This window comes from Streptomyces sp. NPDC030893 (assembly GCF_055571535.1).
The window spans coordinates 621856-647387 of the sequence record NZ_JBVIFC010000002.1 but is presented as its reverse complement, the minus strand read 5'-3'; the positions used below and the strand labels follow the sequence as shown (position 1 = coordinate 647387).

25 protein-coding genes are annotated in these 25532 nt (G+C 71.8%); 13 read left to right on the top strand and 12 right to left on the bottom strand.

The genetic code is table 11. The features are described from left to right. Positions 1-283 precede the first annotated feature (283 nt). From ACZ434_RS07760 to ACZ434_RS07740, 5 genes are all read left to right on the top strand, one after another. A complete protein-coding gene (locus tag ACZ434_RS07760; RefSeq protein ID WP_468452872.1) occupies positions 284-1102 on the top strand; it encodes a phosphatase in 819 nt (272 codons plus the stop codon). 129 nt (positions 1103-1231) lie between these two features. Further along, on the top strand, positions 1232-1444 hold the full coding sequence (locus ACZ434_RS07755; RefSeq protein WP_004984898.1) for a helix-turn-helix domain-containing protein: 213 nt from the start codon (positions 1232-1234) through the stop codon (positions 1442-1444). A 154-nt stretch (positions 1445-1598) separates the two neighbouring features. After that, a complete protein-coding gene (locus ACZ434_RS07750) occupies positions 1599-1697 on the top strand; it encodes a 30S ribosomal protein bS22 (protein WP_003948845.1) in 99 nt (32 codons plus the stop codon). 281 nt (positions 1698-1978) lie between these two features. Further along, positions 1979-3040: an NAD-dependent epimerase/dehydratase family protein gene (locus tag ACZ434_RS07745; RefSeq protein ID WP_468452870.1), complete on the top strand. Its 1062-nt coding sequence runs from the start codon at positions 1979-1981 to the stop codon at positions 3038-3040. A gap of 14 nt (positions 3041-3054) precedes the next feature. Further along, complete coding sequence (locus ACZ434_RS07740; protein ID WP_468452868.1) at positions 3055-4134, top strand: lysophospholipid acyltransferase family protein; 1080 nt, start codon at positions 3055-3057, stop codon at positions 4132-4134. Positions 4135-4219: 85 nt separating this feature from the next. On the opposite strand, the gene ACZ434_RS07735 is transcribed toward ACZ434_RS07740, so the two are convergent. The 3 genes from ACZ434_RS07735 to ACZ434_RS07725 all read right to left on the bottom strand — a co-directional run bounded on the left by ACZ434_RS07735 (position 4220) and on the right by ACZ434_RS07725 (position 7907). Beyond that, on the bottom strand, positions 4220-5458 hold the full coding sequence (locus ACZ434_RS07735; RefSeq protein ID WP_468452866.1) for a DUF5667 domain-containing protein: 1239 nt from the start codon (positions 5456-5458) through the stop codon (positions 4220-4222). A gap of 233 nt (positions 5459-5691) precedes the next feature. Continuing rightward, positions 5692-6459 (bottom strand): ECF subfamily RNA polymerase sigma factor, BldN family, encoded by a 768-nt coding sequence (locus ACZ434_RS07730; protein ID WP_468452864.1) that lies wholly within the window; start codon positions 6457-6459, stop codon positions 5692-5694. A gap of 536 nt (positions 6460-6995) precedes the next feature. Further along, positions 6996-7907 (bottom strand): HAD family hydrolase, encoded by a 912-nt coding sequence (locus ACZ434_RS07725; RefSeq protein ID WP_468452862.1) that lies wholly within the window; start codon positions 7905-7907, stop codon positions 6996-6998. Positions 7908-8011: 104 nt separating this feature from the next. On the opposite strand from ACZ434_RS07725, the gene ACZ434_RS07720 reads away from it, so the two are divergent. From ACZ434_RS07720 to ACZ434_RS07700, 5 genes are all read left to right on the top strand, one after another. Next, positions 8012-8290 (top strand): glutaredoxin family protein, encoded by a 279-nt coding sequence (locus tag ACZ434_RS07720; RefSeq protein ID WP_468452860.1) that lies wholly within the window; start codon positions 8012-8014, stop codon positions 8288-8290. A gap of 300 nt (positions 8291-8590) precedes the next feature. After that, positions 8591-9355 carry a redox-sensing transcriptional repressor Rex gene (locus ACZ434_RS07715; protein WP_468452858.1) on the top strand — a complete coding sequence of 255 codons (765 nt, stop codon included), beginning with the start codon at positions 8591-8593 and terminating at the stop codon, positions 9353-9355. After that, positions 9352-11100 (top strand): glutamyl-tRNA reductase, encoded by a 1749-nt coding sequence (locus ACZ434_RS07710; protein WP_468452856.1) that lies wholly within the window; start codon positions 9352-9354, stop codon positions 11098-11100. The genes ACZ434_RS07715 and ACZ434_RS07710 overlap by 4 nt, the downstream gene beginning before the upstream one ends. Further along, complete coding sequence (gene hemC / locus ACZ434_RS07705) at positions 11097-12056, top strand: hydroxymethylbilane synthase (RefSeq protein WP_468452854.1); 960 nt, start codon at positions 11097-11099, stop codon at positions 12054-12056. The genes ACZ434_RS07710 and hemC overlap by 4 nt, the downstream gene beginning before the upstream one ends. Further along, on the top strand, positions 12053-13750 hold the full coding sequence (locus tag ACZ434_RS07700) for a bifunctional uroporphyrinogen-III C-methyltransferase/uroporphyrinogen-III synthase (RefSeq protein ID WP_468452852.1): 1698 nt from the start codon (positions 12053-12055) through the stop codon (positions 13748-13750). The genes hemC and ACZ434_RS07700 overlap by 4 nt, the downstream gene beginning before the upstream one ends. A gap of 57 nt (positions 13751-13807) precedes the next feature. Here ACZ434_RS07700 and ACZ434_RS07695 read toward each other — a convergent pair whose 3' ends face one another. Beyond that, a complete protein-coding gene (locus ACZ434_RS07695; RefSeq protein WP_468452849.1) occupies positions 13808-13984 on the bottom strand; it encodes a DUF397 domain-containing protein in 177 nt (58 codons plus the stop codon). Further along, positions 13981-14814, bottom strand: coding sequence for a helix-turn-helix domain-containing protein (locus ACZ434_RS07690; protein WP_468452847.1), 834 nt, complete (start codon positions 14812-14814; stop codon positions 13981-13983). The genes ACZ434_RS07695 and ACZ434_RS07690 overlap by 4 nt, the downstream gene beginning before the upstream one ends. A 162-nt stretch (positions 14815-14976) precedes the next feature. Here ACZ434_RS07690 and ACZ434_RS07685 point away from each other — a divergent pair, with 162 nt between their 5' ends. Next, on the top strand, positions 14977-15405 hold the full coding sequence (locus ACZ434_RS07685; protein ID WP_468452845.1) for an ATP-binding protein: 429 nt from the start codon (positions 14977-14979) through the stop codon (positions 15403-15405). A 63-nt stretch (positions 15406-15468) separates the two neighbouring features. On the opposite strand, the gene ACZ434_RS07680 is transcribed toward ACZ434_RS07685, so the two are convergent. From ACZ434_RS07680 to ACZ434_RS07660, 5 genes are all read right to left on the bottom strand, one after another. Continuing rightward, entirely contained in the window at positions 15469-16098 is a 630-nt protein-coding gene (locus tag ACZ434_RS07680) for a DUF4232 domain-containing protein (RefSeq protein ID WP_468452843.1), read from the bottom strand. A 242-nt stretch (positions 16099-16340) separates the two neighbouring features. Continuing rightward, positions 16341-17828, bottom strand: coding sequence for a MocR-like pyridoxine biosynthesis transcription factor PdxR (gene pdxR / locus ACZ434_RS07675; RefSeq protein ID WP_468452841.1), 1488 nt, complete (start codon positions 17826-17828; stop codon positions 16341-16343). A gap of 23 nt (positions 17829-17851) precedes the next feature. Continuing rightward, a complete protein-coding gene (locus ACZ434_RS07670) occupies positions 17852-18580 on the bottom strand; it encodes a B3/B4 domain-containing protein (protein ID WP_468452839.1) in 729 nt (242 codons plus the stop codon). Position 18581: 1 nt separating this feature from the next. Next, positions 18582-19187: a LysE family translocator gene (locus ACZ434_RS07665; RefSeq protein WP_468452837.1), complete on the bottom strand. Its 606-nt coding sequence runs from the start codon at positions 19185-19187 to the stop codon at positions 18582-18584. Between the two features lie 137 nt (positions 19188-19324). Next, positions 19325-20119, bottom strand: coding sequence for an alpha/beta fold hydrolase (locus ACZ434_RS07660; protein ID WP_468452835.1), 795 nt, complete (start codon positions 20117-20119; stop codon positions 19325-19327). A 117-nt stretch (positions 20120-20236) separates the two neighbouring features. On the opposite strand from ACZ434_RS07660, the gene hemB reads away from it, so the two are divergent. Then, the gene (gene hemB, locus ACZ434_RS07655) at positions 20237-21238 is read left to right on the top strand and encodes a porphobilinogen synthase (RefSeq protein ID WP_468452833.1); all 1002 of its coding nucleotides are present in this window, start codon (positions 20237-20239) and stop codon (positions 21236-21238) included. Here hemB and ACZ434_RS07650 read toward each other — a convergent pair. Further along, positions 21232-21954 carry a DUF4232 domain-containing protein gene (locus ACZ434_RS07650; protein ID WP_468452831.1) on the bottom strand — a complete coding sequence of 241 codons (723 nt, stop codon included), beginning with the start codon at positions 21952-21954 and terminating at the stop codon, positions 21232-21234. The genes hemB and ACZ434_RS07650 overlap by 7 nt on opposite strands. 213 nt (positions 21955-22167) lie before the next feature. Here ACZ434_RS07650 and ACZ434_RS07645 point away from each other — a divergent pair, with 213 nt between their 5' ends. Then, complete coding sequence (locus ACZ434_RS07645; RefSeq protein ID WP_468452829.1) at positions 22168-23643, top strand: helix-turn-helix domain-containing protein; 1476 nt, start codon at positions 22168-22170, stop codon at positions 23641-23643. 37 nt (positions 23644-23680) lie between these two features. On the opposite strand, the gene argS is transcribed toward ACZ434_RS07645, so the two are convergent. Then, entirely contained in the window at positions 23681-25441 is a 1761-nt protein-coding gene (gene argS, locus ACZ434_RS07640) for an arginine--tRNA ligase (RefSeq protein WP_468452827.1), read from the bottom strand. Positions 25442-25532: the final 91 nt, after the last annotated feature.

The window sequence follows — 25532 nt, the reverse complement described above, 5'->3', positions numbered from 1 at the left end:
GGACCTGCTGATCCCGCGCGGACCTGCTGATCCCGCGCGGACCTGCTGATCCCGCGCGGACCTGCTGATCCCGCGCGGACCTGCTGATCCCGCGCGGACCTGCTGATCCCGCGCGGGCCCGCTCAGCGCCCCGCGACAGGCCCGCTCCACCCCGGGTCGCCCCGCTCCACCCCGGGCGGCCCGCCCCTGGCGGCTCCGCTCCACCTCCGGCCGTTACGCCAACCGTGCGGTGTTGTCTCCGTTCCGGCCGCGCGGTGCCTCCGTGTCGCGCACCATCGCTTGCGTGCCACTGACCGCCGACGGCCTGCGAGCGCACCTTCTGACCGCCCGGATCGCCGGGGTGGTGGGCACCACCCGGGAGGAGAGCCTGCGCAGTTACCGGCTCTTCGCGGCCCGGGACCCGCGCCTGCTGATCGGGCTGGACCCCGAACGGGCCTGGAGCCAACGGGACCTGGTCGCGTTGATGGCGGACAGGTGCGGGAATCCGGCCGAACCAGGGCACGTTCTGGGCCATGATGTGATCGATCCCGAACGCACCCTGGCCGGACTGGACGCCTGTGCGGAACGGCTCGCGGCGGCCGCGCGGCGTGGTGTGCCGGTGCTGCTCGGTACCGGTCACCCCCACCGGCTGCTCGGTTTCTACGCCGCTCTGGCAGACGGTTTGTCGGCGGCGGGATGTGCCGTCCTCACCCCGGCGCAGGGTCGCCGTGTCGACATAACGACCCGGTTCGGTCTACGTACGCACAACCTCGACTACGTACGGGGAGTCGGGCTCGTCCGGAGCGCGACCACTGGGCGCCCCGGTTGTGAGCCGGGCGCACACACGCACTCCCCGCTGCCGGTTCGGACCGCGCTCGCCGCGGCGGCCGACGCCGGCGGGCCGCTTCCGGAGCTGGTGATCGGCGATCACGGCTGGGTCTGCGGGGCAGGTCAGCTGGGGTTCGAGGCCGTCGGGCCGGCCGATGTGAACGACCCGGCGCCGTTCGTCGGGGAGGCGGAAGGGGTCGTCTCCGTGGTCGTTCCACTTGATGACGGTGTGCGGTCCGATTACTACCTGCCGCTGGCCCGCTACGTACTCAATCGAGCGTGTCTGTCACAGTAGGCCGCCGATGGGTGCACCTCTTCCCCACTCGCATCACCCGCCCCTACATTGGGGAGTGAGCACGCAGCGACGAAGAGTCACCGGAAGGGGAAGCCGGTGGCCGTCGAGTGCGGAAGGTTCAGGTGTGTCATGGCTGCAGCTGGCGAGAGGCCTCTGAACGAGGTTCAGTTCCTTACCGTGGCGGAAGTCGCCTCGGTGATGCGAGTGTCGAAGATGACCGTGTACCGCCTGGTGCACAGCGGTCATCTGCCCGCGATCCGGGTGGGGCGGTCGTTCCGCGTCCCGGAGCAAGCGGTTCACGAGTACCTCCGCGAGAGCTATGTGGGGGTGGAAACCGCCTGACGGCGTGCCGGGGAGACCCGTACAAGGCACTCATGGGCCTCCCCGGTCACCTCGATTACGACCTCAGCGCTCGGGCGGGTAGGCTGGCCCCTCGTAGGTCGTGTGGGCCCATGGCGCCCAAACACCGAGTGATGAGAAGTGAGCGAGGGTAGTCGTGGGCTCTGTTATCAAGAAGCGGCGCAAGCGGATGGCCAAGAAGAAGCACCGCAAGCTGCTCAAGCGCACGCGCGTTCAGCGTCGCAACAAGAAGTAAGCGACAGCGCGACAGCGTGTCCAGTGGCCCCCCACCGTGGTTCGGTGGGGGGCCACTGCCGTGTGTGGGGGGTGGGTACGGGTGTGGGGGTCGCGTGGATCCGTGGTGGCCCCGTCCCCGCGCCGGGGCACCCGTCCCTGCACCGGGCACCCGTCCCCGTGCCGGTCCCGGCATGCGTACGTTCGGGGCCGTCGTCACTTCAAGCATTCGGTCGGTACCACAGAGCGACGGTGACCCTATAGGTTGGCCGTCGGGAGCAGGGCGAGAGGAAGGCGCGGATCTTGGGAAAGGTCGTGCTCGTGACCGGGGTGGCCCGGCAGCTGGGGGGCCGTTTCGTGCGGCGGATCCAGCGGGATCCGGAGGTGGACCGGGTCGTCGGCGTGGACGCGGTCCCGCCCGAGCATCACCTGGGCGGCGCCGACTTCGTCCAGGCGGACATCCGGCAGCCCACCATCGCGCGGGTGCTCGCCGAGTCGGGCGCCGACACGGTCGTCCACCTCGATGTGACGGGGACGCCGTTCGGCAGCGGCGGCCGGACCGCGCTCAAGGAGACCAACGTCATCGGCACCATGCAGCTGCTGGGTGCCTGCCAGAAGTCGCCGAGCATCAAGCGGCTGGTCGTGAAGTCCAGTACGAACGTCTACGGTTCGGCGCCCCGGGATCCGGCGGTCTTCACGGAGACGACCCCGCCCAAGTCGCTGCCCAGCGGCGGCTTCGCGAAGGACACGGTGGAGGTCGAGGGGTATGTGCGCGGGTTCGCGCGCCGTCGTCCCGATGTCGCCGTGTGCGTGCTGCGGTTCGCCAACATCCTGGGGCCGGCCGCGGACAGCCCGCTCGCCTCGTACTTCTCGCTGCCGGTGCTGCCGACGGTGTTCGGCTACGACCCCCGGCTGCAGTTCGTGCACGAGGACGACGTCGTCGAGGTGCTGCGGATCGGCTCGCACGAACCGAGGCGGGGCACCCTTAACAGCGGCACCTTCAACATCGCCGGTGACGGTGTGCTGCTGCTGTCGCAGTGTTCGCGGCGGCTGGGCAGGCCCACGGTGCCGCTGCTGCTTCCCGCGGTCACCTGGGCGGGCTCGCTGGTGCGTACGCTGGGGATGACGGACTTCTCGCCCGAGCAGATCCGGCTGCTCACACATGGGCGGGTGGTGGCGACGGATCAGATGCGGGAGACCCTGGGCTTCACCCCGAAGTACTCGACTGCTGAAACGTTTGCGGACTTCGTGCGCAGTCGTGGTCCCGGGCTGCTTCCGCCCCGGGCCCTCGCGGGGGCCGTCGACCGGATCGCCGCGCTGCCCCTGCCGGGCAGCGGTCACTCCCCTACGCAGAGCGCCAACTGAGGAGCGCAGCAACGATGGCGGACGCCAAGGTCATTCCGTTCGACGACGACCACCGCTCCCGTGGGGGCGGCGCGCAGCGCCCGTCGCGCCGCCGAAGCGCGGGGGGCCGGCGCCAGGGGGGCGGGCCGCCCTCGGCGGTCGGGGAGGTCCAGCCACTGCCGGGTATGGCGTCCGTGCAGGATGATGATCCGGTGAGCGGTGAGGACGAGCAGCCCCGGGAGGCCGCCGCCGCGGGGGGTGCGGGCGACGGCGACGGCGGCCTGGAGCGGCGGGTGGCGAGCGGTCTGGCGTTCCTGCGCCGCCGGCTCACGGGGGACTACGAGGTCGACGACTTCGGCTACGACGAGGAGCTCACCGACCAGGTTCTGATGTCGCTGCTGCGTCCGGTGTACGAGAAGTACTTCCGGGTCGAGGTGAAGGGCGTCGAGAACATCCCGTCGGAGGGCGGCGCGCTGATCGTCGCCAACCATTCCGGGACGGTGCCGGTGGACGGGCTGATGATGCAGGTCGCGGTGCACGACCATCATCCGGCCGACCGTCATCTGCGGCTGCTCGCGGCGGACCTGGTGTTCATGCTGCCGGTGGTGAACGAGCTCGCCCGCAAGCTCGGGCACACGCTGGCCTGTGCGGAGGACGCCGAGCGGCTGCTCGCGCAGGGGGAGCTGGTGGGGGTGATGCCGGAGGGGTTCAAGGGCATCGGGAAGCCGTTCGGCGAGCGGTACAAGCTGCAGCGGTTCGGGCGGGGCGGGTTCGTCTCGACCGCGCTGCGGCAGGGGGCGCCGATCATTCCGTGCTCGATCGTCGGGGCGGAGGAGATCTACCCGATGATCGGCAACGCGAAGACGCTGGCCCGGCTGCTGGGCTTTCCGTACTTCCCGCTGACGCCGACGTTTCCGTGGCTCGGGCCGCTGGGGGCCGTTCCGCTGCCGACGAAGTGGACGATCCAGTTCGGTGAGCCGATTCCGACGGACGGTTATCCGCCGGAGGCGGCGGAGGATCCGATGCTGATGTTCAACCTGACGGACCAGGTCCGGGAGCAGATCCAGCACACGCTCTACAAGCTGCTGGTGCAGCGGCGGTCGGTCTTCTTCTAGGCGACCAGCCAGGCGATCTTCTGGGCGGCGGCGATTCCGTACGTTCCTGGGGGCGCCCCTCGTTGCCGAGGGGCGCCCCCAGGCACTACTCCGCGTCCTCGGCGTCGATGCCCAGGCCCGGCAGGAGACCGGGCAGGAGAGGTGGAAGGGTGACGTCGGGGGCGGGAGGCCGGGTGGCGGAGCCCGTGGGCGGCGGCGAGGTGTGGGGGCCGCTCTCCTTGGGCGGGTCGAGGAGGCCGCCGGTGTTGCCGCCGAGCAGTCCGTCGCTCTCGCGGTCGGGGTCGGCGGAGCCGGAGGGGTCGGCGGTGCGGGAGTCGCTCTCGCCGGTGTCGCCGTCGCTGGGGGACGGGGAGGGGCCGGCTTCCGGCGTGTTCCCGGGGGTGGCCTCGGCGTCGCTGGGCCGGGTGCCGTCGCGGGTGTTGTCGCTCGGGGGCTGGGGCAGCAGGGACTCCAGCGGGGCGACGTCCTGGTCTATGGCGTCGAACACCGACGAGACCTGTTCACTGACGTCTCCCAGCTGCACCGGAAGCCTGTCGCGCAGGGTGCCCCAGGTGGCACGGTGTGTCTGCGAGAAGGAGGAGAGCGCCTGCATGGGGCCCAGGGAGTCGGGGTCCCGCTCGTAGGCCTCGCGCAGCAGCCGGTGGCCCTCGGAGGCGTCGTGCCGCATGCCGGAGAGGGCGCGGCGGATCTCGCCGAGTGACTCGTGGTCGAGGGGGCCGCCGCGGTCGCGTTCCATGAGCCGGCGGGCTTCGCCGAGCCGGGTGGAGGCGTGGTCGAGGTAGACCCGGCCGCGCTCGTCGCTGCCGTCGGCGAGGCCGAGTTTCACGTCCTCGATGCCGCGTTTGAGCCCGTAGAGGGAGTCGCCGGGCAGGGCGTCGGAGCTGGCGACGGCGACTCCGCCGAACGCGCCGGCGGCGACGCTCACGGTGAGCCCGCCCGCGGTGAGTCCCTTGGCCAGCCGCGAGCGGGGCCGCAGTTTGCCCAGGGGATTCGCCCGGTGTGCGCCCCGGGCCCGGCGCGAACGCTGTTCGGGTACGGCCTGATCCGTCGCCTCGCCCGCCGCGGTGCCCTCCTGGAGCATGGCCTCGAACGCGGCCACCAGCTGGGCCCGCTGGACGACCTTGACCTCGGGGTCCAGTTCCGGCTTGGGCAGCGCGCCGAGGCCGGAGGTCAGCGCGATCAGCCGCGCCTGCTCGCTGCCCCCGGCGGCCGGGGCCGATGCCGGTCCTTCGGACCGCTCGGCCGCCGCGCCCCGGTCGGACTGCTCCTCCAGGGCCTGGGCGAAGGCGTTCGCCCGCCGGTGCGCCGATACGTTCGCGATCACTGGCGGCACCTCCTCTCGTCATGACGGTCGACTCCCCAGGGGGTCCTGAAGGTTCCCACCCCGGCCAAGGCCACCCGATCGGGTGATCAAAGTCGGTCAGGGGGTGACCACAGGGAGCCTGTATCCCGCACAACGAGCGGCGCGGCACTTGGGTTACGGACGGGGCGCGGCCGAATGAGGAAGCCAACCGGGTTTCACATACCGTGAGTTGGCTGTCGCGGAGCGTGTCGCGCTCAGCGGGCGTCGTCGGGGAGGAGCCGGGCGAGGGTGCGGACGGCCCGGTACTGGAGGGTCTTGATGGCGCCCTCGTTCTTGCCCATCACGCGCGCGGTCTCGGCGACGGACAGACCTTGGAGGAACCGGAGCGTGACGCACTCCCGCTGTTGGGGGTTGAGCCGTCGTACGGCATCGAGGAGGGCGGCGTTGGACAGGGACTCGAGAACGGAATCCTCGGGGGAGCGCTCGACCTCGTTGGCGTCGAGCATCTCCCCGGTGGTGACCTCGAGGCGGAAGCGGCTGGACTTGAAGTGGTCGGCGACGAGGTTGCGGGCGATGGTCACCAGCCAGGCGCCGAAGTCGCGGCCCTGCCAGGTGAAGGTGCCGATGCGGCGCAGCGCCCGCAGAAAGGTCTCGCTGGTGAGGTCCTCGGCGGTCGCCTTGCCGCCGACCCGGTAGTAGATGTACCGGTACACGGTGTCGCTGTACTGGTCGTAGAGCCGCCCGAAGGCCTCGGCCTCGCCGGCCTGGGCGCGCTCCACGAGGTCCATCATCCGCGCGCTGTCGCTGTCGGCGGCGGGGCGGCGGGTGGTGGTCCCCCTCCCTCTTCTGCCGACGGCGGCGGTGCCCTCGGCGAGGGCGTAGCACGGGCCGGCGGGGGCGGTGGCGAATGCCGGGACGGCGAGCGCGGTGGGGACGGCGGCGCGCAGTATGTCTCGGGCTGTCGCGACGGTTGCGCGCAGCGTAGCCAGGCCCGAGGCGTCAACCCCGACGTGTGGGTACACGGGACTCCCAGAGGCAGAGCTTTCGATCACGTGCAGTACATGCAGTGCGGGGCCGTTCACCCGTCGTAGCGACGGGTTGGTCCCGGATTGCGTCTGAGGAGAATAACGCTTTGTACAGGCTCTGCTACACCGAGTTGCTCAAATCATCGATTACGTCGCTTCTGTATCCGGTTGACGTTCGTTCAAGCGGTGGGTGATGACCGGTTGTTGACCGGAAGGTTTCGTATTCGGGGTGGGAGCGGGGCGAGTTGTGGCCGTGTGCAGCCAACGCGACTGAACAGGGGGGTTGCGGGGTACGGGAGTTGGATTCGGGGCGTTTATGGGTGGGGCGGGGGATTTGGTCGCGGTCGGTCGCGGGGCTGGCTGTACGGGGGGTGGGGTGCGCGGGGTTGACCGGTGACCGGGGTGGTTGCTGGGCGGGGGGTGGTGCGCAGCCCGGCGATTGCGGGGTGCCGCTGCGCCCACCCGCGCCGGCCCGGGGGTACCCCCTCCGGGGAGGCACGACTGCCCGCGGTCACGTGCGAGGCTGCTTGCGGTCAGCGGCGTTTGCGGTGGAGGGCGATGGCGGCCGCGGTGCCGCCGGCCACCGCGCCGACGCCCGCCGCCGCGGGGATGCCGACCTTGGCCGCCTTGCGGCCGGTGCGGTAGTCGCGCAGCCGCCAGTCCATGCGCCGGGCGTGCTTGCGGAGCTTGGAGTCCGGGTTGATCGCGTAGGGGTGGCCCACCAGCGACAGCATCGGGATGTCGTTGTGCGAGTCGCTGTACGCGGCGCAGCGGCCGAGGTCCAGCTCCTCCGCCAGCGCCAGGGCGCGTACCGCCTCCGCCTTGGCGGGGCCGTGCAGCGGCTCGCCCACCAGTTTGCCCGTGTACACGCCGTCGACCGACTCGGCGACCGTGCCCAGCGCGCCGGTCAGCCCCAGCCGGCGGGCGATCACCTGTGCGATCTCCACCGGGGCCGCCGTGACCAGCCACACCCGCTGTCCGGCGTCCAGGTGCGCCTGGGCCAGCGCCCGGGTGCCCGGCCAGATCCGCTCGGCCATGTACTCGTCGTAGATCTCCTCGCCGATGGACTGCAGCTCGGCGACGCGGTGGCCCTGGACGATGGAGAGCGCCGAGTCGCGGGCCTCCTGCATGTGCTCGGGGTCCTCGACCCCGGCGAGCCGGAACCACGCCTGCTGCCAGGCGAACCGCGCGAGCTCGCGGGTCTCGAAGAACTTCCGCTTGTACAGCCCGCGCCCGAAGTGGAACAGGGCCGCGCCCTGCATCACCGTGTTGTCCAGGTCGAAGAACGCGGCGGCCCGTTCGTCGCCGGGGACCGGGAACTCGGGTTCGCGTTCGGAAACTTCCTGGGTGGACTTGCGTGCGGCCTCCGCCGAGGCCTCGCCTGCCAACACGCTCCGCGCCGTGGCGGAGCGCCTACGGGGGGTGAGCCATCCGAGAGCGGCCATGGCGTGAGCATAGCCAGTCGGTGGGGATGTTCCGGAGCCGAGAGGTTGGAGCGTCGTGAACTCTGCGGGTCCCCGCCGTTACGGCGCGCGCGACAATGACCCGTATGAGCCCTCTTTTCCGCCGCAACACCCCGGCCGCTCCGCGGGACCGGCTCGTCACCCTCGTCCGCAAGCCCGGCTGCCATCTGTGCGACGACGCGCAGGTGGTGGTGGAGAAGGTGTGCGGAGAGCTCGGCGTTCCGTGGGAGGGGAAGGACATCACCGAGGACAGGGAGTTGTACGACATGTACTGGGAGCAGATCCCGGTCGTGCTCGTCGACGGGGAGCAGCACACCTTCTGGCGGGTGAACGAGGATCGTCTCCGCAAGGCACTCAGTGACTGACCGGCCAGTCCAAACTGGCGGAAAGTCGCTTAGGATCGATGGCGGCATGGTCTCGGGGGCGGGATTCACAGAGGAGAGTGTGAGGTTTTGCCCTCGAAAGAAAAGGAACAGTGGTGCTCAGGCGCCGGTTCCGTGCGAGTGCGCCGGGGTTGCGTGACCCCCGTCACGTTGGCCGGGCAAATCGGACACAATCTTTGTGCACGCGTTCACAAAGACATAGCCTGCATCCGACGGGGCGGTCCGGGGACGTATGACCTGACGTATGACCGCCTGAAGCCCCGCTCTACCCGCAGGAGCACCGTGGCAACTGGCCGAACTCACCGACCGGCGACCCGTAGCCGAGGGATTCCCGAGGCCACCGTCGCCCGGCTTCCGCTGTACCTCCGAGCCCTCACCGCGCTTTCCGAGCGTTCGGTGCCGACGGTCTCCTCGGAGGAGCTGGCGGCCGCCGCGGGCGTCAACTCCGCGAAGCTGCGCAAGGACTTCTCCTACCTGGGCTCGTACGGGACCAGGGGTGTCGGCTACGACGTCGAGTATCTCGTGTACCAGATCTCCCGTGAACTCGGCCTGACCCAGGACTGGCCGGTTGTGATCGTCGGCATCGGTAACCTCGGCGCCGCGCTCGCCAACTACGGCGGGTTCGCCTCCCGTGGTTTCCGGGTGGCCGCGCTGATCGACGCCGACCCGGCGATGGCAGGGAAGCCCGTCGCCGGCATCCCGGTGCAGCACAGCGACGAGCTGGAGTCGATCATCCGGGACAACGGCGTGTCGATCGGCGTGATCGCCACCCCCGCCGGTGCCGCCCAGCCGGTCTGCGACCGGCTCGTGGCCGCCGGCGTCACCTCCATCCTGAACTTCGCGCCGACCGTGCTGTCCGTGCCGGACGGCGTCGACGTGCGCAAGGTGGACCTCTCCATCGAGCTGCAGATCCTCGCCTTCCACGAGCAGCGCAAGGCCGGTGAGGAGGCCGCGGCCGACACCGCCGCCCCGGCCGCCGCCGCCCGCAAGGACTCCGCCACCGACCAGGGACCCGACGGGGACGTACCCGCCGTGATGCCGGCATGAGTCTCCTCGTCGTCGGACTGAGCCACCGCAGCGCGCCCGTCAGCGTGCTGGAGCGGGCCTCGCTGAGCGTGGACGCGCAGACCAAGCTGCTGCAGGACACGGTCGCCACGGAGCCCGCCACCGAGGGCGCGGTCCTCGCCACCTGCAACCGCATCGAGCTCTACGCCGACGTGGACAAGTTCCACGCCGGTGTCGCCGAGCTGTCCACGCTGCTCGCCCAGCACAGCGGGGTCGGCCTGGAGGAGCTCACTCCTTATCTCTATGTGCACTACGAGGACCGGGCCGTCCACCACCTGTTCTCGGTGGCCTGCGGGCTGGACTCGATGGTCGTGGGCGAGGGGCAGATCCTCGGCCAGATCAAGGACTCGCTCGCCCGGGCGCAGGAGCTGCACACCGCCGGACGGCTGCTGAACGACCTGTTCCAGCAGGCGCTGCGGGTCGGCAAGCGCGCCCACTCCGAGACCGGGATCGACCGTGCCGGGCAGTCCCTGGTCACCTTCGGCCTGGAGCAGCTCGCCCTCGGCGCGCCCGTGGAAACCTGGGCCGAAGGCAGGAAGGCCCTGGTCATCGGCGCCGGTTCGATGTCCTCGCTGGCCGCCGCCACGCTCGCGCGGGCCGGTGTCGCCGAGGTCGTCGTCGCCAACCGCACGCCCGAGCGTGCCGAGCGGCTCGCCCAGATCCTCACCGAGGGCGACGACACGAACGTGCTGGCCCGCGCGGTACCGATGGCGTCGGTGCCGGCCGAGCTGACACGTGCAGACGTCGTCGTCTCCTGCACCGGCGCGACCGGACTGGTCCTCACGGCCGAGGCGGTCGCGACGGGGGTCGAGGGCCGTATCGGCGAGCGGCGCGTCGTCGTCGACCTCGACGAGGAGGCCGCACAGGCGCCCGCCGCGCGGGCCTCGGCCGCACAGCCCTCCGCCGCGCAGACCGCCCTGCCGCCCACCTCCGTCGGCGCCGAGGAGAACTGCCCGCTCGACCTGTCCGCCGTACCGCCCGGCTTCTCCGTGATGGGTGAGGCCGCCGTGGCCGGTATGGACGCGGCGACGCTGGAGCAGCACGCCGCGTGGGCCGCGGGGACGACCGTCGACCGCCGCCCGGGCGGCCGGAGCGGCCCGGAGGCCGACGCCGAACTCATCGGCGCGCTCGCCGCGACCGCGTCCACGGTCGGCCGGATCCCCGAGCGGCGCCGCCCCGAGCCGGTGGCCGAGCCGCCGCGCCCGGAGCCGGTGCTGTTCCTGCTGGACCTCGCGATGCCGCGCGACATCGACGCGGCCGCGCACCGGCTGGCCGGCGTCCGGCTGGTCGACATCGAATCGCTCGCGGAAGCCTCCGCGGACGCTCCGATGGCTGCCGATGTGGACCAGGTGCGGCGTATCGTCTCCGACGAGGTCGCCGCGTTCGGGGCGGCACAGCGGGCGGCGCGCATCACGCCGACCGTCGTCGCCCTGCGCACCATGGCGGCCGATGTGGTGGCCGGAGAGATCGCCCGTCTGGAGGGGCGGCTGCCCGGTCTGGACGACAAGCACCGCGCGGAGATCACACAGACCGTGCGGCGGGTGGTCGACAAGCTGCTGCACGCACCGACGGTACGGGTCAAGCAGCTCGCGGCAGAGCCCGGCGGCGCCGGGTACGCCGACGCGCTGCGCACCCTGTTCGACCTCGACCCGGAGACGGTGGCCTCCGTCTCCCGCGCCGGGGAAAGCACCGAGAAGCGAAACGCAAGAAACCGAGGGCCGGGATGACTGAGAAGGCACTGAGGCTGGGGACGCGGCGGAGCAAGCTCGCCATGGCCCAGTCCGGGCAGGTGGCGGATGCCGTGAGCCAGGTGACCGGACGGCCCGTCGAGCTCGTCGAGATCACCACGTACGGCGACGTCTCGCGCGAGCACCTCGCGCAGATCGGCGGCACGGGGGTGTTCGTGGCCGCGCTGCGGGAGGCGCTGGCGCGCGGCGAGGTGGACTTCGCGGTGCACTCGCTGAAGGACATCCCGACCACGCAGCCCGACGAACTGGTCGTGGCGGCCATCCCGGTGCGCGAGGACCCGCGCGACGTGATGGTCACGCGCGACGCGCTGAAGCTCACCGACCTGCCGCGCGGCGCCCGCATCGGCACCGGTTCGCCGCGCCGCATGGCGCAGCTGAACGCGTACGCGCGCAGCCACGGCGTGGACTTCGAGACCGTCCCGATCCGGGGCAACGTCGACACCCGCATCGGGTACGTCCGTAAGGGCGAACTGGACGCCGTGGTGCTGGCCGCCGCCGGGCTGAACCGGGTCGGATACAGCGACCAGGTGACGGATTTCCTGTCGGTCGACACGATTCTGCCCGCCCCCGGCCAGGGGGCACTGGCGATCGAGACCACCGCGGACAACGCGGAACTCATCGCCGCGCTCGCCGAGCTCGACGACCCGTTCACGCGGGCCGCCGTGACGGTCGAGCGGTCACTGCTCGCCGCCCTGGAGGCCGGTTGCAGCGCACCCGTGGGGGCGCTGGCCGACCTCTTGACCGACGGGCAGTCTGTCAAGGAAATGCGCCTGCGCGGCGTCGTCGGCTCGACCGACGGTGCCACGCTGGTGCAGCTGTCCACCACCGGTCCCGTGCCCGAGACGCACGAGGCGGCGATGGCGTTCGGTCGCGAACTCGCCACCGAGATGCTGGCGCAGGGCGCGGCCGGTCTGATGGGGGAGCGAGCACATTGAGCCCCACCACCCTTCCCGCCCCTCCCGAACACGGGCACGTCACCTTCCTCGGTGCCGGACCCGGGGATCCGGGACTGCTGACTCTGCGCGCCGTGGAGGCGCTGGCGAACGCGGACGTCCTCGTCGCCGAGCACGATGTCCTCGACGTCGTACGCCGGCACGCGAGGGAGGGCGTCGCCGAGGTGCACACGGAGGCCGATCCGTCGGTTCCGGGCACGGGCACGCCCCAGCTGACGGTCGTCGACGGCGCGTCAACACCCGCCAGCCTCCCCGCGATGAGGGATGCCGCACATCTTGTCATGGAGGCCGCGCGGGGCGGCAGGCGGGTCGTGCGTGCGGTGTCCGGTGATCCCGGGCTCGACTCGCACGCCGCCGAGGAGATGCTGGCGTGCGCCTCGGCCGGGGTGCCGTTCGAGGTCGTCCCCGGTATCGCGACGGCGGTCGGCGTACCCGCGTACGCCGGTGTGCCGCTGCGGGACGCCGAGGGCGCGGACGTGCGGTTCGTCGACGCGAGCACGGCGTCCGACCGGTGCTGGACGGAGGTCGGGGCGTCGGACGGCACGGTGGTCGTCTCCACCACGCTGGACTCCGTGGCCGCCACCGCCGGCGAACTGGTGTCCGCCGGACGTAAGCCCGATACGCCGATGACGGTGACGGTCGCCGGTACGACGACCCGGCAGCGCTCCTGGACGGCGACGCTCGGCACGATCGCGCAGACGCTGAAGCAGGCGAAGGTGCTGCCCTCCCCGGAGGGCGGCCGGCCGGTGATAGCCGTGGTCGGTGAGCGTTCCGCCGCCGCCCGGCGCGACCAGCTGTCGTGGTTCGAGTCCAAGCCGCTGTTCGGCTGGAAGGTGCTCGTGCCGCGTACGAAGGAGCAGGCGGCGTCGCTCTCCGACCAGCTCAGGTCCTACGGCGCGGTGCCGCACGAGGTACCGACCATCGCCGTCGAACCCCCGCGCACCCCGCAGCAGATGGAGCGGGCGGTCAAGGGCCTGGTGACGGGCCGCTACGAGTGGATCGCGTTCACGTCGGTCAACGCCGTCAAGGCGGTGCGGGAGAAGTTCGAGGAGTACGGGCTCGACGCGCGTGCCTTCGCGGGGATCAAGGTCGCTGCGGTCGGCGACCAGACGGCCGCCGCGCTGATCGACTTCGGCGTACGCCCCGACCTGGTCCCGAGCGGCGAGCAGTCCGCCCGCGGACTGGTGGAGGACTGGCCCCCCTACGACCCGGTCTTCGACCCGATCGACCGCGTCTTCCTGCCGCGCGCCGACATCGCCACGGAGACCCTGGTCGCCGGGCTGATCGAGCTGGGCTGGGAGGTCGACGACGTCACGGCCTACCGCACGGTGCGCGCCTCGCCGCCGCCGGCGGAGACCCGTGAGGCGATCAAGGGCGGCGGCTTCGACGCGGTGATGTTCACGTCGTCGTCGACGGTCCGCAACCTCGTCGGCATCGCCGGCAAGCCGCACAACGTGACGGTGATCGCCTGTATCGGCCCGGCGACGGCGAAGACGGCCGAGGAACACGGCCTGCGCGTCGACGTGATGGCTCCCGAGCCGTCGGTCCACAAGCTGGCGGAGGCCCTCGCCGACTTCGGCGCGCGACGCCGGCTGGCGGCGATCGAGGCGGGCGACCCGGTGACGAGGCCGAGCGAGCGGCGCCCGGGGGCGCGGAGACGCCGGTCGACGACCTGATCGCGACGAGCAGCGGGGCGGGCACAGCGTGCGTACGCTGTGCCCGCCCCGTTCGCGTCAGCGGTCGGAGGCGTACGGGAGGAAGGCCGCCCAGGTGGTGGGGGTGAGGGTGAGGCGGGGGCCGTTCGGGTTCTTGGAGTCGCGGACGAGGATGTGGTCGGGGACGGCCGCCACCTCGACGCAGTCGGGGCCGCTGGACGTGCTGTAGCTGCTCTTTATCCACTCCAGCTTCATGTCTCTCCAAGCGCTTTCTCGATGAAGGCCATCGACTCCCGTGGGCTGAGAGCCTGTGCCCGGATGATTCCATACTGGATGTCCAGGAGCTGTACTTCTTTCGGCTCCGCGATCACACGGCTGATGTGCGCCACCTCAACATGACCGACCGTGCCGCCGTCCCTGAGCCTGAGCAACCTGAACGAGCCGTCGAGCCCCGAGTTCTCCTCGCGGTTCAGGGGCAGCACCTGAAGGTCTACGTTGCGGAACCCCGCGACTTCCAACAGTCGTTCGAGTTGCCTGCGCATCACCATCTTGCCTCCGATGGGCCGACGAAGCGTCGACTCGCATTGGACAAAATTGAAGACGGCCCGGGCTGTCGTGTCGCTGACGATCTCCTGTCGTGCCACGCGGGCCGACACCTGTTGCTCCAACTGGTCGGCGGTGAAGGGCGGGCGGCGGGCGCTGAGCACCGCCCGTGCATACTCTTCGGTCTGCAGCAGGCCATGGATGACGGAGTTGTTGTAGGCGCACAGCTCGGTGGCCTCCGCCTCCAGGTTCTTCAAGTCCCGTACCTTCTTGGGGTATCGGAGCTCCGCCACGTCCTTCTTCATCGCAGCGATCTTGCCGCCCGCGCCCAGGACTTCGTCCGCCGCGTCCAGGTACTCCGGCCGGGGGATCCGCCGCCCCCGCTCCACGCAGGAGACCGTCTCCTCCCCGTACTTGATCGCCGCCCCGAACTCCGCCTGGGTAAGGCCGGCCGCCTCGCGCCACAGCTTCAGCTGCCGTGTGACCGTACGCATCACGGCCCCGGTCTCCTCGTCCTCCAGCGCCGCTTCCCACCCGCTCATGTTCGCCGCCCTCCCGTCGCGCCCTTCCCCGGATCAACCCCGGCCGTCCGCTTCCGGTCACCCCGGGCAGCCCGGACGGAAACCGGACATCTCACGGACAGCCACGGGTCGCACGGGACGTCCGTCTTCACAGGCTACGCACGCGCGAACACCCTGAGTGATGTGAATCAGGAAATCGCCGCACCGCGGACCCCGCTCCACCAGTTCACCGTGCCGCTCTCCGCCAGCCGCCGGGGCGCCCGTCTCGCTCGGCTGCTGGCCGCCGAGCAACTGCGCTCCTGGGAACTGCCACTGGACCCGGCCCGGCTGATCGTCGCCGAACTCGCGGCGAACGCCGCCCTGCACGGCCGTGTCCCGGGTCGGAGTTTCCGGCTCACGCTCACCGTCTCCGGGAGCGGGGTGCTGCGTGTCGAGGTGGTCGACCCCAGGGGTGAGGGCGTGCCCGTGGCCGGTGAGGTTCCGCCGGAGCCTGCCGAGTCGGGCTACGGGCTGTTGCTGGTCGGGGAGCTGGCCGACCGCTGGGGTGTGCTGCCGGGGCCGTTTCCGTGCAAGACCGTGTGGGCCGAGATGGAGCTCGGCCGCTTGCGGTGAACTCCGTGGCGGAGGGTGTCGATGTTCTCGGCGAGGTGAGTCCGTGCCTGCCCGGGGGGCTGGTCAGCCGCCCTGGCCGGCGCTTCCGAGGGGGCCGACCTTGACCGGGGTGCCGGAGCCGTCCGTGACGGGCAGGGTGGCGGTGCCGGGCCAGTCGAGGGTCACCGACTTCGTTTCGTTCGGCGGGGTCACCACCAGGCCCGTGACGCGGACGCCGGAGCCGCCGGAGTCGTTGACCGGGTAGGTGACGGAGAAGGCCACCGACTCACCGTCCTTGAGGGTGACCGAGACGGGGTCCTCACCGGTGCGCTCCGCGGACAGCGACCCCGCGGCGGTCTTCAGGTCGACACCCGCGTAGCCCGAGAGCGTGCAGTCGCGGCCGCCACCGTTGGTGAACTCCACCGCGATCAGGCCCTCCGGGTCGCCCTCGACGGTGTGGTCCACCGCGTTGACCTCCAACTCGTCGGTGCGGCACTGGCCGATCTTGCCGTCCTCGTTGGTGCCGGTGCCGGCGACCGAGCCCTCCGCCTCCTTCGGGGACTTCCCGGCGCCCTGGTCCGAGCCGCCGTTCGACGGGGCGGAAGCGGCGGGCGTGTCGTTCTGTCCGGCGGCCTCGTCGTCGTTCTGGCAGGCGGTGAGCGAGAGACCCGCGACGACGGCCAGGGCAGCGATGGTCATCTTGTTCAGGCGCATGGTGTCTTCCTCGGTGCTGGTCGGGGTGCCGGCCCCGCGGTGGGGGCGAGCGCTTTCTGATCAACAAGAGGCGCCCGGCTCGCCAGCCGTTTCGTTCAACCGCCGCCTAAGACACGCCTGTTACAGAGGGAGACGGACGCGGGGAAAGACCGGCGGCGGGGCGCACCCCACGCCCGTGCGCGGTCGCCGTGCGCTGGGACAGACCCGTGACCCGGGGGACTTGACCGTGGCCGACAACGGTGTCAGGTCAGTTCGCGCAGCGCCCGGCCGAGCAGGGTCACGCCCTCGGTGATCGCTCCGGGCGGGTCGGCCGCGTAGCCCAGCACCAGCCCGGGCGGGCCGGGGAGTTGGCGGTGCCAGGAGAGGGGGTGGCACTTCACGCCGTGGGTGAGGGCGACGGCGGCGAGTTCGGTGTCGGGGACGTCCGGGGCGTACGTGACCGTCAGGTGGAGGCCGGCGGCGGCGCCGTGGACGACCGCGCCCGGGAGGTGTTCCCGTACGGCGTCGATCATCGCGTCGCGGCGGCGGATGTGGCGGGCGCGGAGCAGGCGTTGGTGCCCTTCCAGCCGGCCCGACTCCATCAGCAGGGCGAGGACCAGTTGCGGCAGCACGGCGTTGCCGAGGTCGGTGAAGCGTTTCGCGTCGGTGAGCGCTTTCAGGTGGCGGGGCGGCGGGAGGAGCCAGCCGATGCGCAGCGCGGGGGCGAGGAGTTTGGAGACGCTGCCCATGTAGTACAGGCGGTCGGTGAGCAGCGAGCGCAGTGCGGGCACGGGCGGGCGGTCGTAGCGGTGCTCGGCGTCGTAGTCGTCCTCCAGGATCAGACCGCCGTCCGCGGCCCAGCGCAGCAGTTCGCGGCGGCGCTCGCCGCTTGTCACGACCCCCGTCGGGAACTGGTGGGCGGGGGTGAGGAGTACGGCGGGGGCGCCGGTGGAGCGCAGGGCGTCGACGCGTACGCCGTGGTCGTCGACCGGTACCGGTGGGGTGGCGAGGCCTCCGTGGGCCAGGTGCTGGCGGGTGCCCAGCGAGCCGGGGTCCTCCACGGCGACGGCGGTGATGCCGTCCGCCGACAGCACCGGGTGCAGCAGGGTGAGCGCCTGCGCGGTGCCGGCGACGATCAGGATGCCGTCCGGGTCGACGCGGATGCCGCGGCTGCGCGCCAGCCGGTCGGCCACGGCGCGGCGCAGGCGGGGGGCGCCGCGGGGGTCGCCGTATCCGAGGTCAGTGCTGGAGAGTTCGGCGAGCACGGCCCGTTCGGCGCGCAGCCAGGCGGTGCGGGGGAACGCGGAGAGGTCGGGCCGGCCGGGGGTGAGGTCGATGCGGGCCTCGGCGGTGCGCAGCGCGTCGAACACGTCGGGGCCCGGGTCGCCGGTGAAGGGGGAGTGCGGTGGTGGCTGAGCGGCGGGGGGCGCGTGGGCCGGGGGCGCGGCGACCACGACGGTGCCGCCGCGCCGGCGCCCCTCGACATGGCCGTCCTCGGCGAGCCGCCGGTACGCCTCGGTGACCACGCCCCGGGAGACGCGCAGTTCGGCGGCGAGTACCCGGGTGGCCGGCAGTCTGCTGCCCACGGTCAGGCGGCGGTCGGTGATCGCCTGCCGCAGGTGCCGGGCCAGCCAGTCCGCCTTGCCGCCCACGGGCGCGTCGTCGGGCCGCAGTTGGAGGAAGTCGGAGCCGGGTGGGGCAGGGGTGCCGGGCGTCGCCGGATCGCTCGTCGCTGCGTCCCTCGCGGTCATCACACCCATGGTGCCACGCGCCCCTACGGTGCCCGGGTGGCGGACAGTGGCTCGTCGGTGAGGGTGAACTCGCGGGCGGCGGAGGTGAGGAGGGCCGTCTGCGGGGTGGTCCGCCAGTGCGTGGTGAGCTCCCGGGCGATCGTCTCCAGGACCTCCGCGACGGTGTCCGTGGCGCCGTCGTGCAGGGCTTCCGCCACGACGAGGATCCGGCCGGTGCGGTCGCTCACCGCGGAGTGGCCGCTCTGCCGGTTGGTCCAGCGGCGGGCGTGCGCGCGCCCGGCGGAGTCGGCGTACGTCACCTCGCCGGGCGCGGGGTGTTCGAGGTCGCCGCCGAACGTCGTGTACTCCTCGTCGCCGCGGGCGTGGCGCACTTCGAGCAGCGGTCCGGTGATGCGGTCGGCGTCGAGTACGGCGACCGGGACGGCGTACGCGACGGAGATCGCGTTGCACAGGTCGACCACCGGGTGGATGCGGGGCAGGGTGCCCTCCTTGCGGAGCCGCCGCAGCAGGGACTCCGAGGCGCAGCGGTACTGGGTCGGCTTCAGCCCCATGCGGGTGAACGCCCGTCGCCAGGCCAGTACTTCGGGGAACTGTCCTTCGGGAGCGCCGGTCAGCCGGGCCCGGGCGCGGGCGGTGTACTCGGCGACGCTCGGGCCGGTGTCGGGCGCCGAGTTGATGCCGGCCGTGTGCAACACCCCCGCGACAAGGCCGGGATGGTCGGACCGGACGGCGTCGGTGTGCCGGAAACGCATCTCAAGCCACCGCCATCCGCGCGCTCAGGCCGACGAAGCAGATGGCGAACACCCGGCGGATTCCGGTCGTGAGCCGGGGGCGGGTCGCCAGACGGTCGCGCACGGCCGCGGCGAACATGCCGTAGGCGGCGAAGACGAGGAAGGTCGACGCCATGAAGACGAGACCGAGTTGGAGCATGAGGCCGGTGGATCCGGGCGTGCCGGCGGGGACGAACTGGGGGAGGAACGCGACGAAGAACATGGTCAGTTTGGGATTCAGCAGGTTGAGGAGCACCCCGGAGGCGATCACCCGGAGCGCCTGCTGCGGCTCGGCGTCCGCCTCGACGGTCAGCGCGTCCTTGTCGCGCAGCGTCGCCCACGCCATGTACAGCAGGTAGGCGACGCCGAGGTACTTCACCACCTCGTAGGCGACGGCGCTGGTGTGCAGCAGTGCCGCGAGGCCGGTGATCGTCGCCAGCAGGTGCGGCACGACGCCGAGCGTGCAGCCGAGCGCGGCGACCACGCTCGCCCGGCGGCCGTGCGACAGCCCGGCGGCGAGGGTGTACACCACACCGGTGCCGGGGGTGACCACCACGACCAGGGTGGTCAGCAGGAACGCGAGACTCAAGAGAACCCTCCGTGAGGTCGACGGTCCTCCCAGCCTGGTGCGGTCATGGTCCGATGGGCAGTGCCAAAAGGTGCCGGTCCGAGTGGTCCAAAGGCGTGGTTCGGCAAAGGACCGTGTGTGAAGGACCTGGAGGAGGATCACACGCGTCCGTCGGCCGGCTCCCTCCCCGGGGCGAGTGCTGCCGCCGTGGCCCGGGCGAAGGCTTCGGGGTTGTCCAGCATCATGTTGTGGCCGCAGTCGGGGAGCGCGGTCACCGTGACGCCCGCGGCGGTGAGTTCGGAGGAGCCGGGGAACGGGGCGTCGGCCGCGGGATGGAGGAACGTCCGGGGGACGGGGAGGGCGAGCAGGAGTTCGCGCATCGTCGGGGTCGTGCCGCGGACCAGGTGCGTGGCGCTGCGGTGCAGAGCCTCCAGGCCCGCCAGGCGCATCGTCGACCACCAGTGCGCGCCCGCCCGGTCACGGACCTCCCGCCAGCCGCCGGACACGAACTCCTCCTCCGTGTACGCGGCGATGCCGCTGCTGCCGGGCGCGCCCGGGGTGCGGGGCAGCGGGTCGAGGTTGGCGTCGGCCAGGACGAGCCGGGACACCAGTTCGGGATGGCGGGCGGCCAGTACCACGGCGACGGAGCCGCCCATGCTGTGCGCGACGACCTCGGCGCCCCTGACGCCCGCCGCGCGCAGGGCGGTCGCGAGCGTGTCGGCGTGGTCCTCCAGGGTGTAGGCGAACGAGGCGGGCCGGTCGCTGTGGCCGTGGCCGAGGAGGTCGACCAGGAGCGAACGGTGCCCGGCGAGAAGGGGGTGGACCGCGGTCGCGGTGAAGTACGCGGGCGAGGTGGCCCCCAGTCCGTGGACGTAGACGCGGACCGGGTCACGTCCCGGCAGCTCGACCCAGCGGATACGGTCGCCCTCGGCCGTCACGGCGGCGCTGTGCACGGTGTGGTCCCCCTCGGTGGTGTGATCACGACGGAGGAGAACCGTACCCACCCGGTGTGGCCATCGCCGACTCCCCGTCGGCAAAGGCACGGGCGGGGCGGGCGTAGCGTAGGTGGTATGACGACGTACGGATCCTTCCCCGGCGCGCGGCCGCGGCGTCTGCGTACCACCCCCGCCATGCGGCGCATGGTCGCCGAGACCAGGCTGCACCCCGCCGACTTCATCCTCCCCGCCTTCGTGCGCGAGGGCGCGGCCGAGCCGGTGCCGATCGCGGCGATGCCCGGTGTCGTGCAGCACACGCGGGACAGCCTGAAGAAGGCCGCCGCCGAGGCGGTGGCGGCCGGGGTCTCCGGGATCATGCTGTTCGGGGTGCCGGAGGAGTCCAAGAAGGACGCCCTCGGGACGCCGGGCACCGACCCGGACGGGATCCTCCAGGTCGCCCTGCGGGACGTGCGGGCCGAGGTCGGGGACGACCTGCTCGTCATGTCCGACCTGTGCCTCGACGAGACCACCGACCACGGGCACTGCGGGGTCCTCGACGAGCAGGGGCGGGTCGACAACGACGCCACCCTCGAACGGTACGCCGAGATGGCGCAGGTCCAGGCCGACGCGGGCGCGCACGTGGTCGGGCCGAGCGGCATGATGGACGGGCAGATCGGCGTCATCCGCGACGCCCTCGACCAGATCGGGCGGGAGGACGTGGCGATCCTGGCCTACACCGCCAAGTACGCCTCCGCCTTCTACGGGCCGTTCCGCGAGGCCGTGGCCTCCTCGCTCCAGGGCGACCGCAAGACCTACCAGCAGGACCCGGCGAACGTCCGTGAGTCGATGCGCGAGCTGGCGCTCGACCTGGAGGAGGGCGCCGACATGGTCATGGTGAAGCCGGCGGGTCCCTATCTGGACATTCTGGCGCGGGTCGCGGACTCGGTGGACGTGCCGGTGGCGGCGTACCAGATCTCCGGTGAGTACTCGATGATCGAGGCCGCCGCCGAGAAGGGCTGGATCGACCGGGACCGGGCGATCCTCGAGACGCTGACCGGCATCAAGCGGGCCGGTGCGCGCAACATCCTCACCTACTGGGCCACCGAAGCGGCCCAGAAGCTGAGCGCCGTTCAGTAGGTGAGCGCGTCGTCCATCGACTGCTGCCAGTACGTCACCGTCAGGCTGCTGTCGTAGTACACGCCCTCGGCCGGCAGGGACGGGGTCGCGGAGGGGCCCCCGTCGCTGTTCGGAGTGCTGCCCTGGAAGCCGACGGTCAGCTTGTGGCCGGTGGTGCCGCCGTCGCCGCTGCCGTCGGCGGCCGACAGGAGCACACCCGCGTACGCCGACTCGCCCGGGTCGATCCCGACCACGGCCTGCGGCTTCGACGCCTCGACGGGCTGCGGCACCCACTGCATCTCGTCGAAGCGGAGCACCGGGTAGTAGGTGAGGTCGCAGGGCTGTGAGCCGGTGTTCTTGACCGTGATCAGCATGTGGTTGAGGGGGCGGGGGACCGGCTTGGCGGTGACGGTGGTGTTGGTGCCGTTGCAGGAGACGCGGCCCTGGACGCCGTCGTCGTCCTTGCCGGCCTTGTCCGCGCCCTTGTCGGAGCCGCCCTTGTCGGAGCCACCCTTGCCGCCGCCCGCCTGGGAGGGCTCGTTGGAGGCGGCGCCGTCCGCCGGGGGATTCGCGGACGGGTCGGCGGGAGCCTTCGTCGGCTGGTCCGCGGTCGCCGACGCGGCCGGCTGGGACGCGCCCTCGTCCTGTGTGCCCGTGCCGTCCTGGCAGGCCGTCAGGGACAGGGAGGCGAGGGCGATTCCGGCGGCGGCGAGCAGGCGGAGGCGGGAGGTGCGCATGGCGAATTCCTTGTCATCAGTAAGGGTTTCGGCGTGGCCGCTCGACCGGATGCCGGGAGCGGCGTGCTTGGATGACCAGAGCTTGCGGGGTGATCCGTCCCGGCCGCCACCTCCGGCGGGGGATCCGGGACACTGGAACGCTCATACTGCTGTGACCTGGGAATACGACCGTTCCCTGGAACGGTGGAATGGGACGCGGGGGAGGGAGAAACGGTGTCGGAGGACACGCCTGCGACGGAGTTCGCCGCGCTGCTGCGGCAGCTGAAGGAGCGGTCGGGGCTGAGCTACGGGGTGCTCGCCAAACGGCTCCACATGAGTACGTCGACGCTGCACCGCTACTGCAACGGGGACGCCGTGCCGACGGACTACGCGCCGGTGGAACGGCTGGCCCGGCTGTGCAAGGCGGGCCCGGGGGAACTGGTCGAGCTGCACCGGCGGTGGGTGCTCGCGGACGCGGCGCGGGGGCGCAAGCCGGGGGTGGCCGGGCAGGCCACGCAGACCGCCGGGGCGACGGGGGTGCCGGTCGAGAAGGAGGCCGAGCCCGCCACCCCGGAGCCGGCCGCTCCGGTACCGGTCACTGCGAGGCCTGCCGCTCCGGTACCCGCCGAAAACGCGCCTGCCGCTCCGGTACCCGCCGAAAACGAGCCTGACGCTCCGGCACCCGCCGTTCCCGAGCCGGCCGCTCCCGCCGCCCCGGCGGCGGAGCACGAGGTTCCCGCGGTCGGCGGCCCCGCGGCGGAGGGTTCCGGCGCTTCCCGCCCCGGCCCCCGGCCGCGGCGCCGCACCCGTACCGCCCTCCTCGCCGGGATCGCCGTCGCCGCCCTCCTCGGCGGGGTCACGCTCGCCGCGAACCTGCCGGGCGACGACGCGGCGGGCGGAGACGACCGGCGGGCACCGGTCGGCGCCGCGGGCGTCGGCGGCAAGGACGTCAGCCCGTCACCGTCGCACTCCACCGGCCCCTCCCCCTCCGCCTCGCCGTCGGAGTCGACCGGCGCGAAGGGCAGGAACACGAACAGCCCGTCGGCCTCCGCCCCCGCCGCCCCGCCGGGCACCGAGACCGGGGAAAGCACCGGCGTGCCGCTCACCGTGCGGACCGAGCCGTACGTCTGGGAGAGCCCCTGCTCGCAGCGGTACCTGATCAACCGGCCCCCGGACGACGTGCGCCCGCCGCCGACGGAGCAGGACGCGACGGCGTGGGTGGCGGCCGCCGGTGCCGTGTCCTCGGGCCAGCAGTACGTGCAGCTGACCGTGCAGGGGACCGGGCCGGAGACGGTGGTCGTGGAGGGGCTCACCGTGCGGATCGCGGGCAAGCGGGCACCGCTCGCCTGGAACGACTACGCCATGGGCTACCCGGGCGTCGGCTGCGGCGGTGGCGTACCCACGCGTGCCTTCACCGTCGCCCTGGACGCCGCACGGCCCGCCCTGACCCCGGAGGCCGGGCACCGCGACTTCCCCTTCAAGGTGAGCGAGTCCGACCCCGAGGTCTACTACGTCACCGCCGACGCCTCCGCGTACGACGTGAGCTGGTACCTGGAGCTGAAGTGGTCCAGCGGCTCCCGCAGCGGCACCCTCACCGTGGACGACAAGGGCCGCCCCTTCCGCACCAGCGGCAACAACGGGCGCCCGGCGTACGAGTTCCCGCTGGGCGGGCAGGAGTGGGTGCCGGAGGGCACGACGACGTTCGACTAGGACCGCGGAGCCCGTCGGGCTCCGCGGTTTCCGCGGGTCAGAGGCGCTCGGGGGTCCGGATGCCCAGGAGGGCCATGCCGCGGCGGAGGGTGGCGGCCGTGATGTCGCACAGGAACAGGCGGTTGGCCACCTGGTCCGGCGAATCGGCCTTCAGCACCGGGCACTTGTCGTAGAACGACGTGTACAGCGACGCCAACTGGTACAGGTACGCGGCCACCTTGTGCGGGGCGTACTCCGCGGCCGCCTCGAAGACCGTGTCCCCGAACGCGTCCAGGTGCAGGCCCAGCGCGCGCTCCGCCTCGTGCAGCTCCAGCTCCGGGTGGGCGGCGGGGCGGACCTCGCCGGCCTTGCGGAGGATGGACTGGATACGGGCGTAGGCGTACTGGAGGTAGACGGACGTGTCGCCGTTGAGCGAGACCATCTGGTCCAGGTCGAACTTGTAGTCGCGGTTCGGCGACGTCGACAGGTCCGCGTACTTCACCGCACCGATGCCGACCTGCGCGGCCCGGTCCCGGATCTCGTCCTCGGTGAGGTCCCGCGCCTTCTCCCGCACCACCTCCGCGGCCCGCTGCACCGCCTCGTCCAGCAGGTCCTCCAGGCGTACGGTCTCGCCCTCACGCGTCTTGAAGGGCTTGCCGTCCGCGCCGAGCACCGTGCCGTAGCCCATGTTGTGCGCGGTGACGCCGTCGCTCAGCCAGCCGGCCCGGCGGGCGGTCTCGAAGACCATCTTGAAGTGCAGCGACTGGCGCACGTCGACGACGTACAGCAGCGTCGTCGCGTGCAGGTCCTGCACGCGGTTGCGGATCGCGGTCAGGTCGGAGGCCGCGTAGCCGAAGCCGCCGTCGGCCTTCTGCACGATCAGCGGCACCGGCTGGTCGTCCTTGCCGCGGATGTCGTCGAAGAACACCACGAGCGCGCCCTCGGAGCGCACCGCGACGCCCATCTCCTCCAGGAGCCGGGCGGTCTCGGGCATGCCCTCGTTGTACGCGGACTCGCCGACGATCTCCTCGTCGCGGATCTCCATGTCGAGCTTCTCGAAGACGGAGTAGAAGTAGACCTTCGACTCGTCGACGAACTGCTGCCACAGGTCGAGGGTCTCCTTGTCCCCGGACTGGAGGGCCACGACCCGCCCCCGGGCCCGCTCCTTGAAGTCCTCGTCCGCGTCGAAGAGCGCACGCGACGCCTTGTACACCCGGTTCAGGTTGCTCATGGCCTGCTCGCCGTCGACCTCGGCCGCGGGGGCCAGCTCGCCCGGGTGCTCGAACAGGTACTGGATGAGCATGCCGAACTGCGTGCCCCAGTCGCCGATGTGGTGCCGGCCGATCGTCTTCTCGCCCGTGAAGTCGAGCATGCCGCGCAGGGCGTCGCCGATGACCGCCGACCGCAGGTGACCGACGTGCATCTCCTTCGCCACGTTCGGCTGGGCGTAGTCGACGACCGTGACGCCCGCGTCCTCCTTCAGCGGCACACCGAGACGCTCGCCGTCCGCGTGCCGCGCGGCGAGGTTCCGGGTGATCGCCCGGTCGGCGACGGTGATGTTGAGGAAGCCGGGGCCGGAGACCTCGACGTCCTTGATCAGCTCGTCACCGGTGGTGATGTGCGAGACGACCTCGGTCGCCAGCTCCCGCGGGTTCGCCTTCGACTTCTTCGCCAGCGCCAGGATGCCGTTGGCCTGGAAGTCCGCCCGGTCACTACGTCGCAGCAGCGGGTCGGCACCGGCGGCCTCCGGCCGGGTGGCCGTGAGGGCGGACGCGAGCTGCTGCTGGACGGAGTCGGTGAGGGACGTGACCGAGGCCATGGAGACTGCCGTTCTGATCGGGTTCGTGGACTACTGCCGAAGCCGAGTATCCCACGCGGTGAAAAGCGGTTTTCGCGGATGCGGGCCGTAC

Excerpts from the sequence above, each read along its gene's own strand:
- ACZ434_RS07755 (WP_004984898.1), top strand. The coding sequence starts at position 1,232 with ATGGCTGCAGCTGGCGAGAGGCCTCTGAACGAGGTTCAGTTCCTTACC.
- ACZ434_RS07740 (WP_468452868.1), top strand. The coding sequence starts at position 3,055 with ATGGCGGACGCCAAGGTCATTCCGTTCGACGACGACCACCGCTCCCGT.
- ACZ434_RS07725 (WP_468452862.1), bottom strand. The coding sequence starts at position 7,907 with ATGGCCGCTCTCGGATGGCTCACCCCCCGTAGGCGCTCCGCCACGGCG.
- ACZ434_RS07720 (WP_468452860.1), top strand. The coding sequence starts at position 8,012 with ATGAGCCCTCTTTTCCGCCGCAACACCCCGGCCGCTCCGCGGGACCGG.
- ACZ434_RS07710 (WP_468452856.1), top strand. The coding sequence starts at position 9,352 with ATGAGTCTCCTCGTCGTCGGACTGAGCCACCGCAGCGCGCCCGTCAGC.
- hemC (WP_468452854.1), top strand. The coding sequence starts at position 11,097 with ATGACTGAGAAGGCACTGAGGCTGGGGACGCGGCGGAGCAAGCTCGCC.
- ACZ434_RS07695 (WP_468452849.1), bottom strand. The coding sequence starts at position 13,984 with ATGAAGCTGGAGTGGATAAAGAGCAGCTACAGCACGTCCAGCGGCCCC.
- ACZ434_RS07690 (WP_468452847.1), bottom strand. The coding sequence starts at position 14,814 with ATGAGCGGGTGGGAAGCGGCGCTGGAGGACGAGGAGACCGGGGCCGTG.
- ACZ434_RS07680 (WP_468452843.1), bottom strand. The coding sequence starts at position 16,098 with ATGCGCCTGAACAAGATGACCATCGCTGCCCTGGCCGTCGTCGCGGGT.
- pdxR (WP_468452841.1), bottom strand. The coding sequence starts at position 17,828 with ATGACCGCGAGGGACGCAGCGACGAGCGATCCGGCGACGCCCGGCACC.
- ACZ434_RS07670 (WP_468452839.1), bottom strand. The coding sequence starts at position 18,580 with ATGCGTTTCCGGCACACCGACGCCGTCCGGTCCGACCATCCCGGCCTT.
- hemB (WP_468452833.1), top strand. The coding sequence starts at position 20,237 with ATGACGACGTACGGATCCTTCCCCGGCGCGCGGCCGCGGCGTCTGCGT.
- ACZ434_RS07650 (WP_468452831.1), bottom strand. The coding sequence starts at position 21,954 with ATGCGCACCTCCCGCCTCCGCCTGCTCGCCGCCGCCGGAATCGCCCTC.
- argS (WP_468452827.1), bottom strand. The coding sequence starts at position 25,441 with ATGGCCTCGGTCACGTCCCTCACCGACTCCGTCCAGCAGCAGCTCGCG.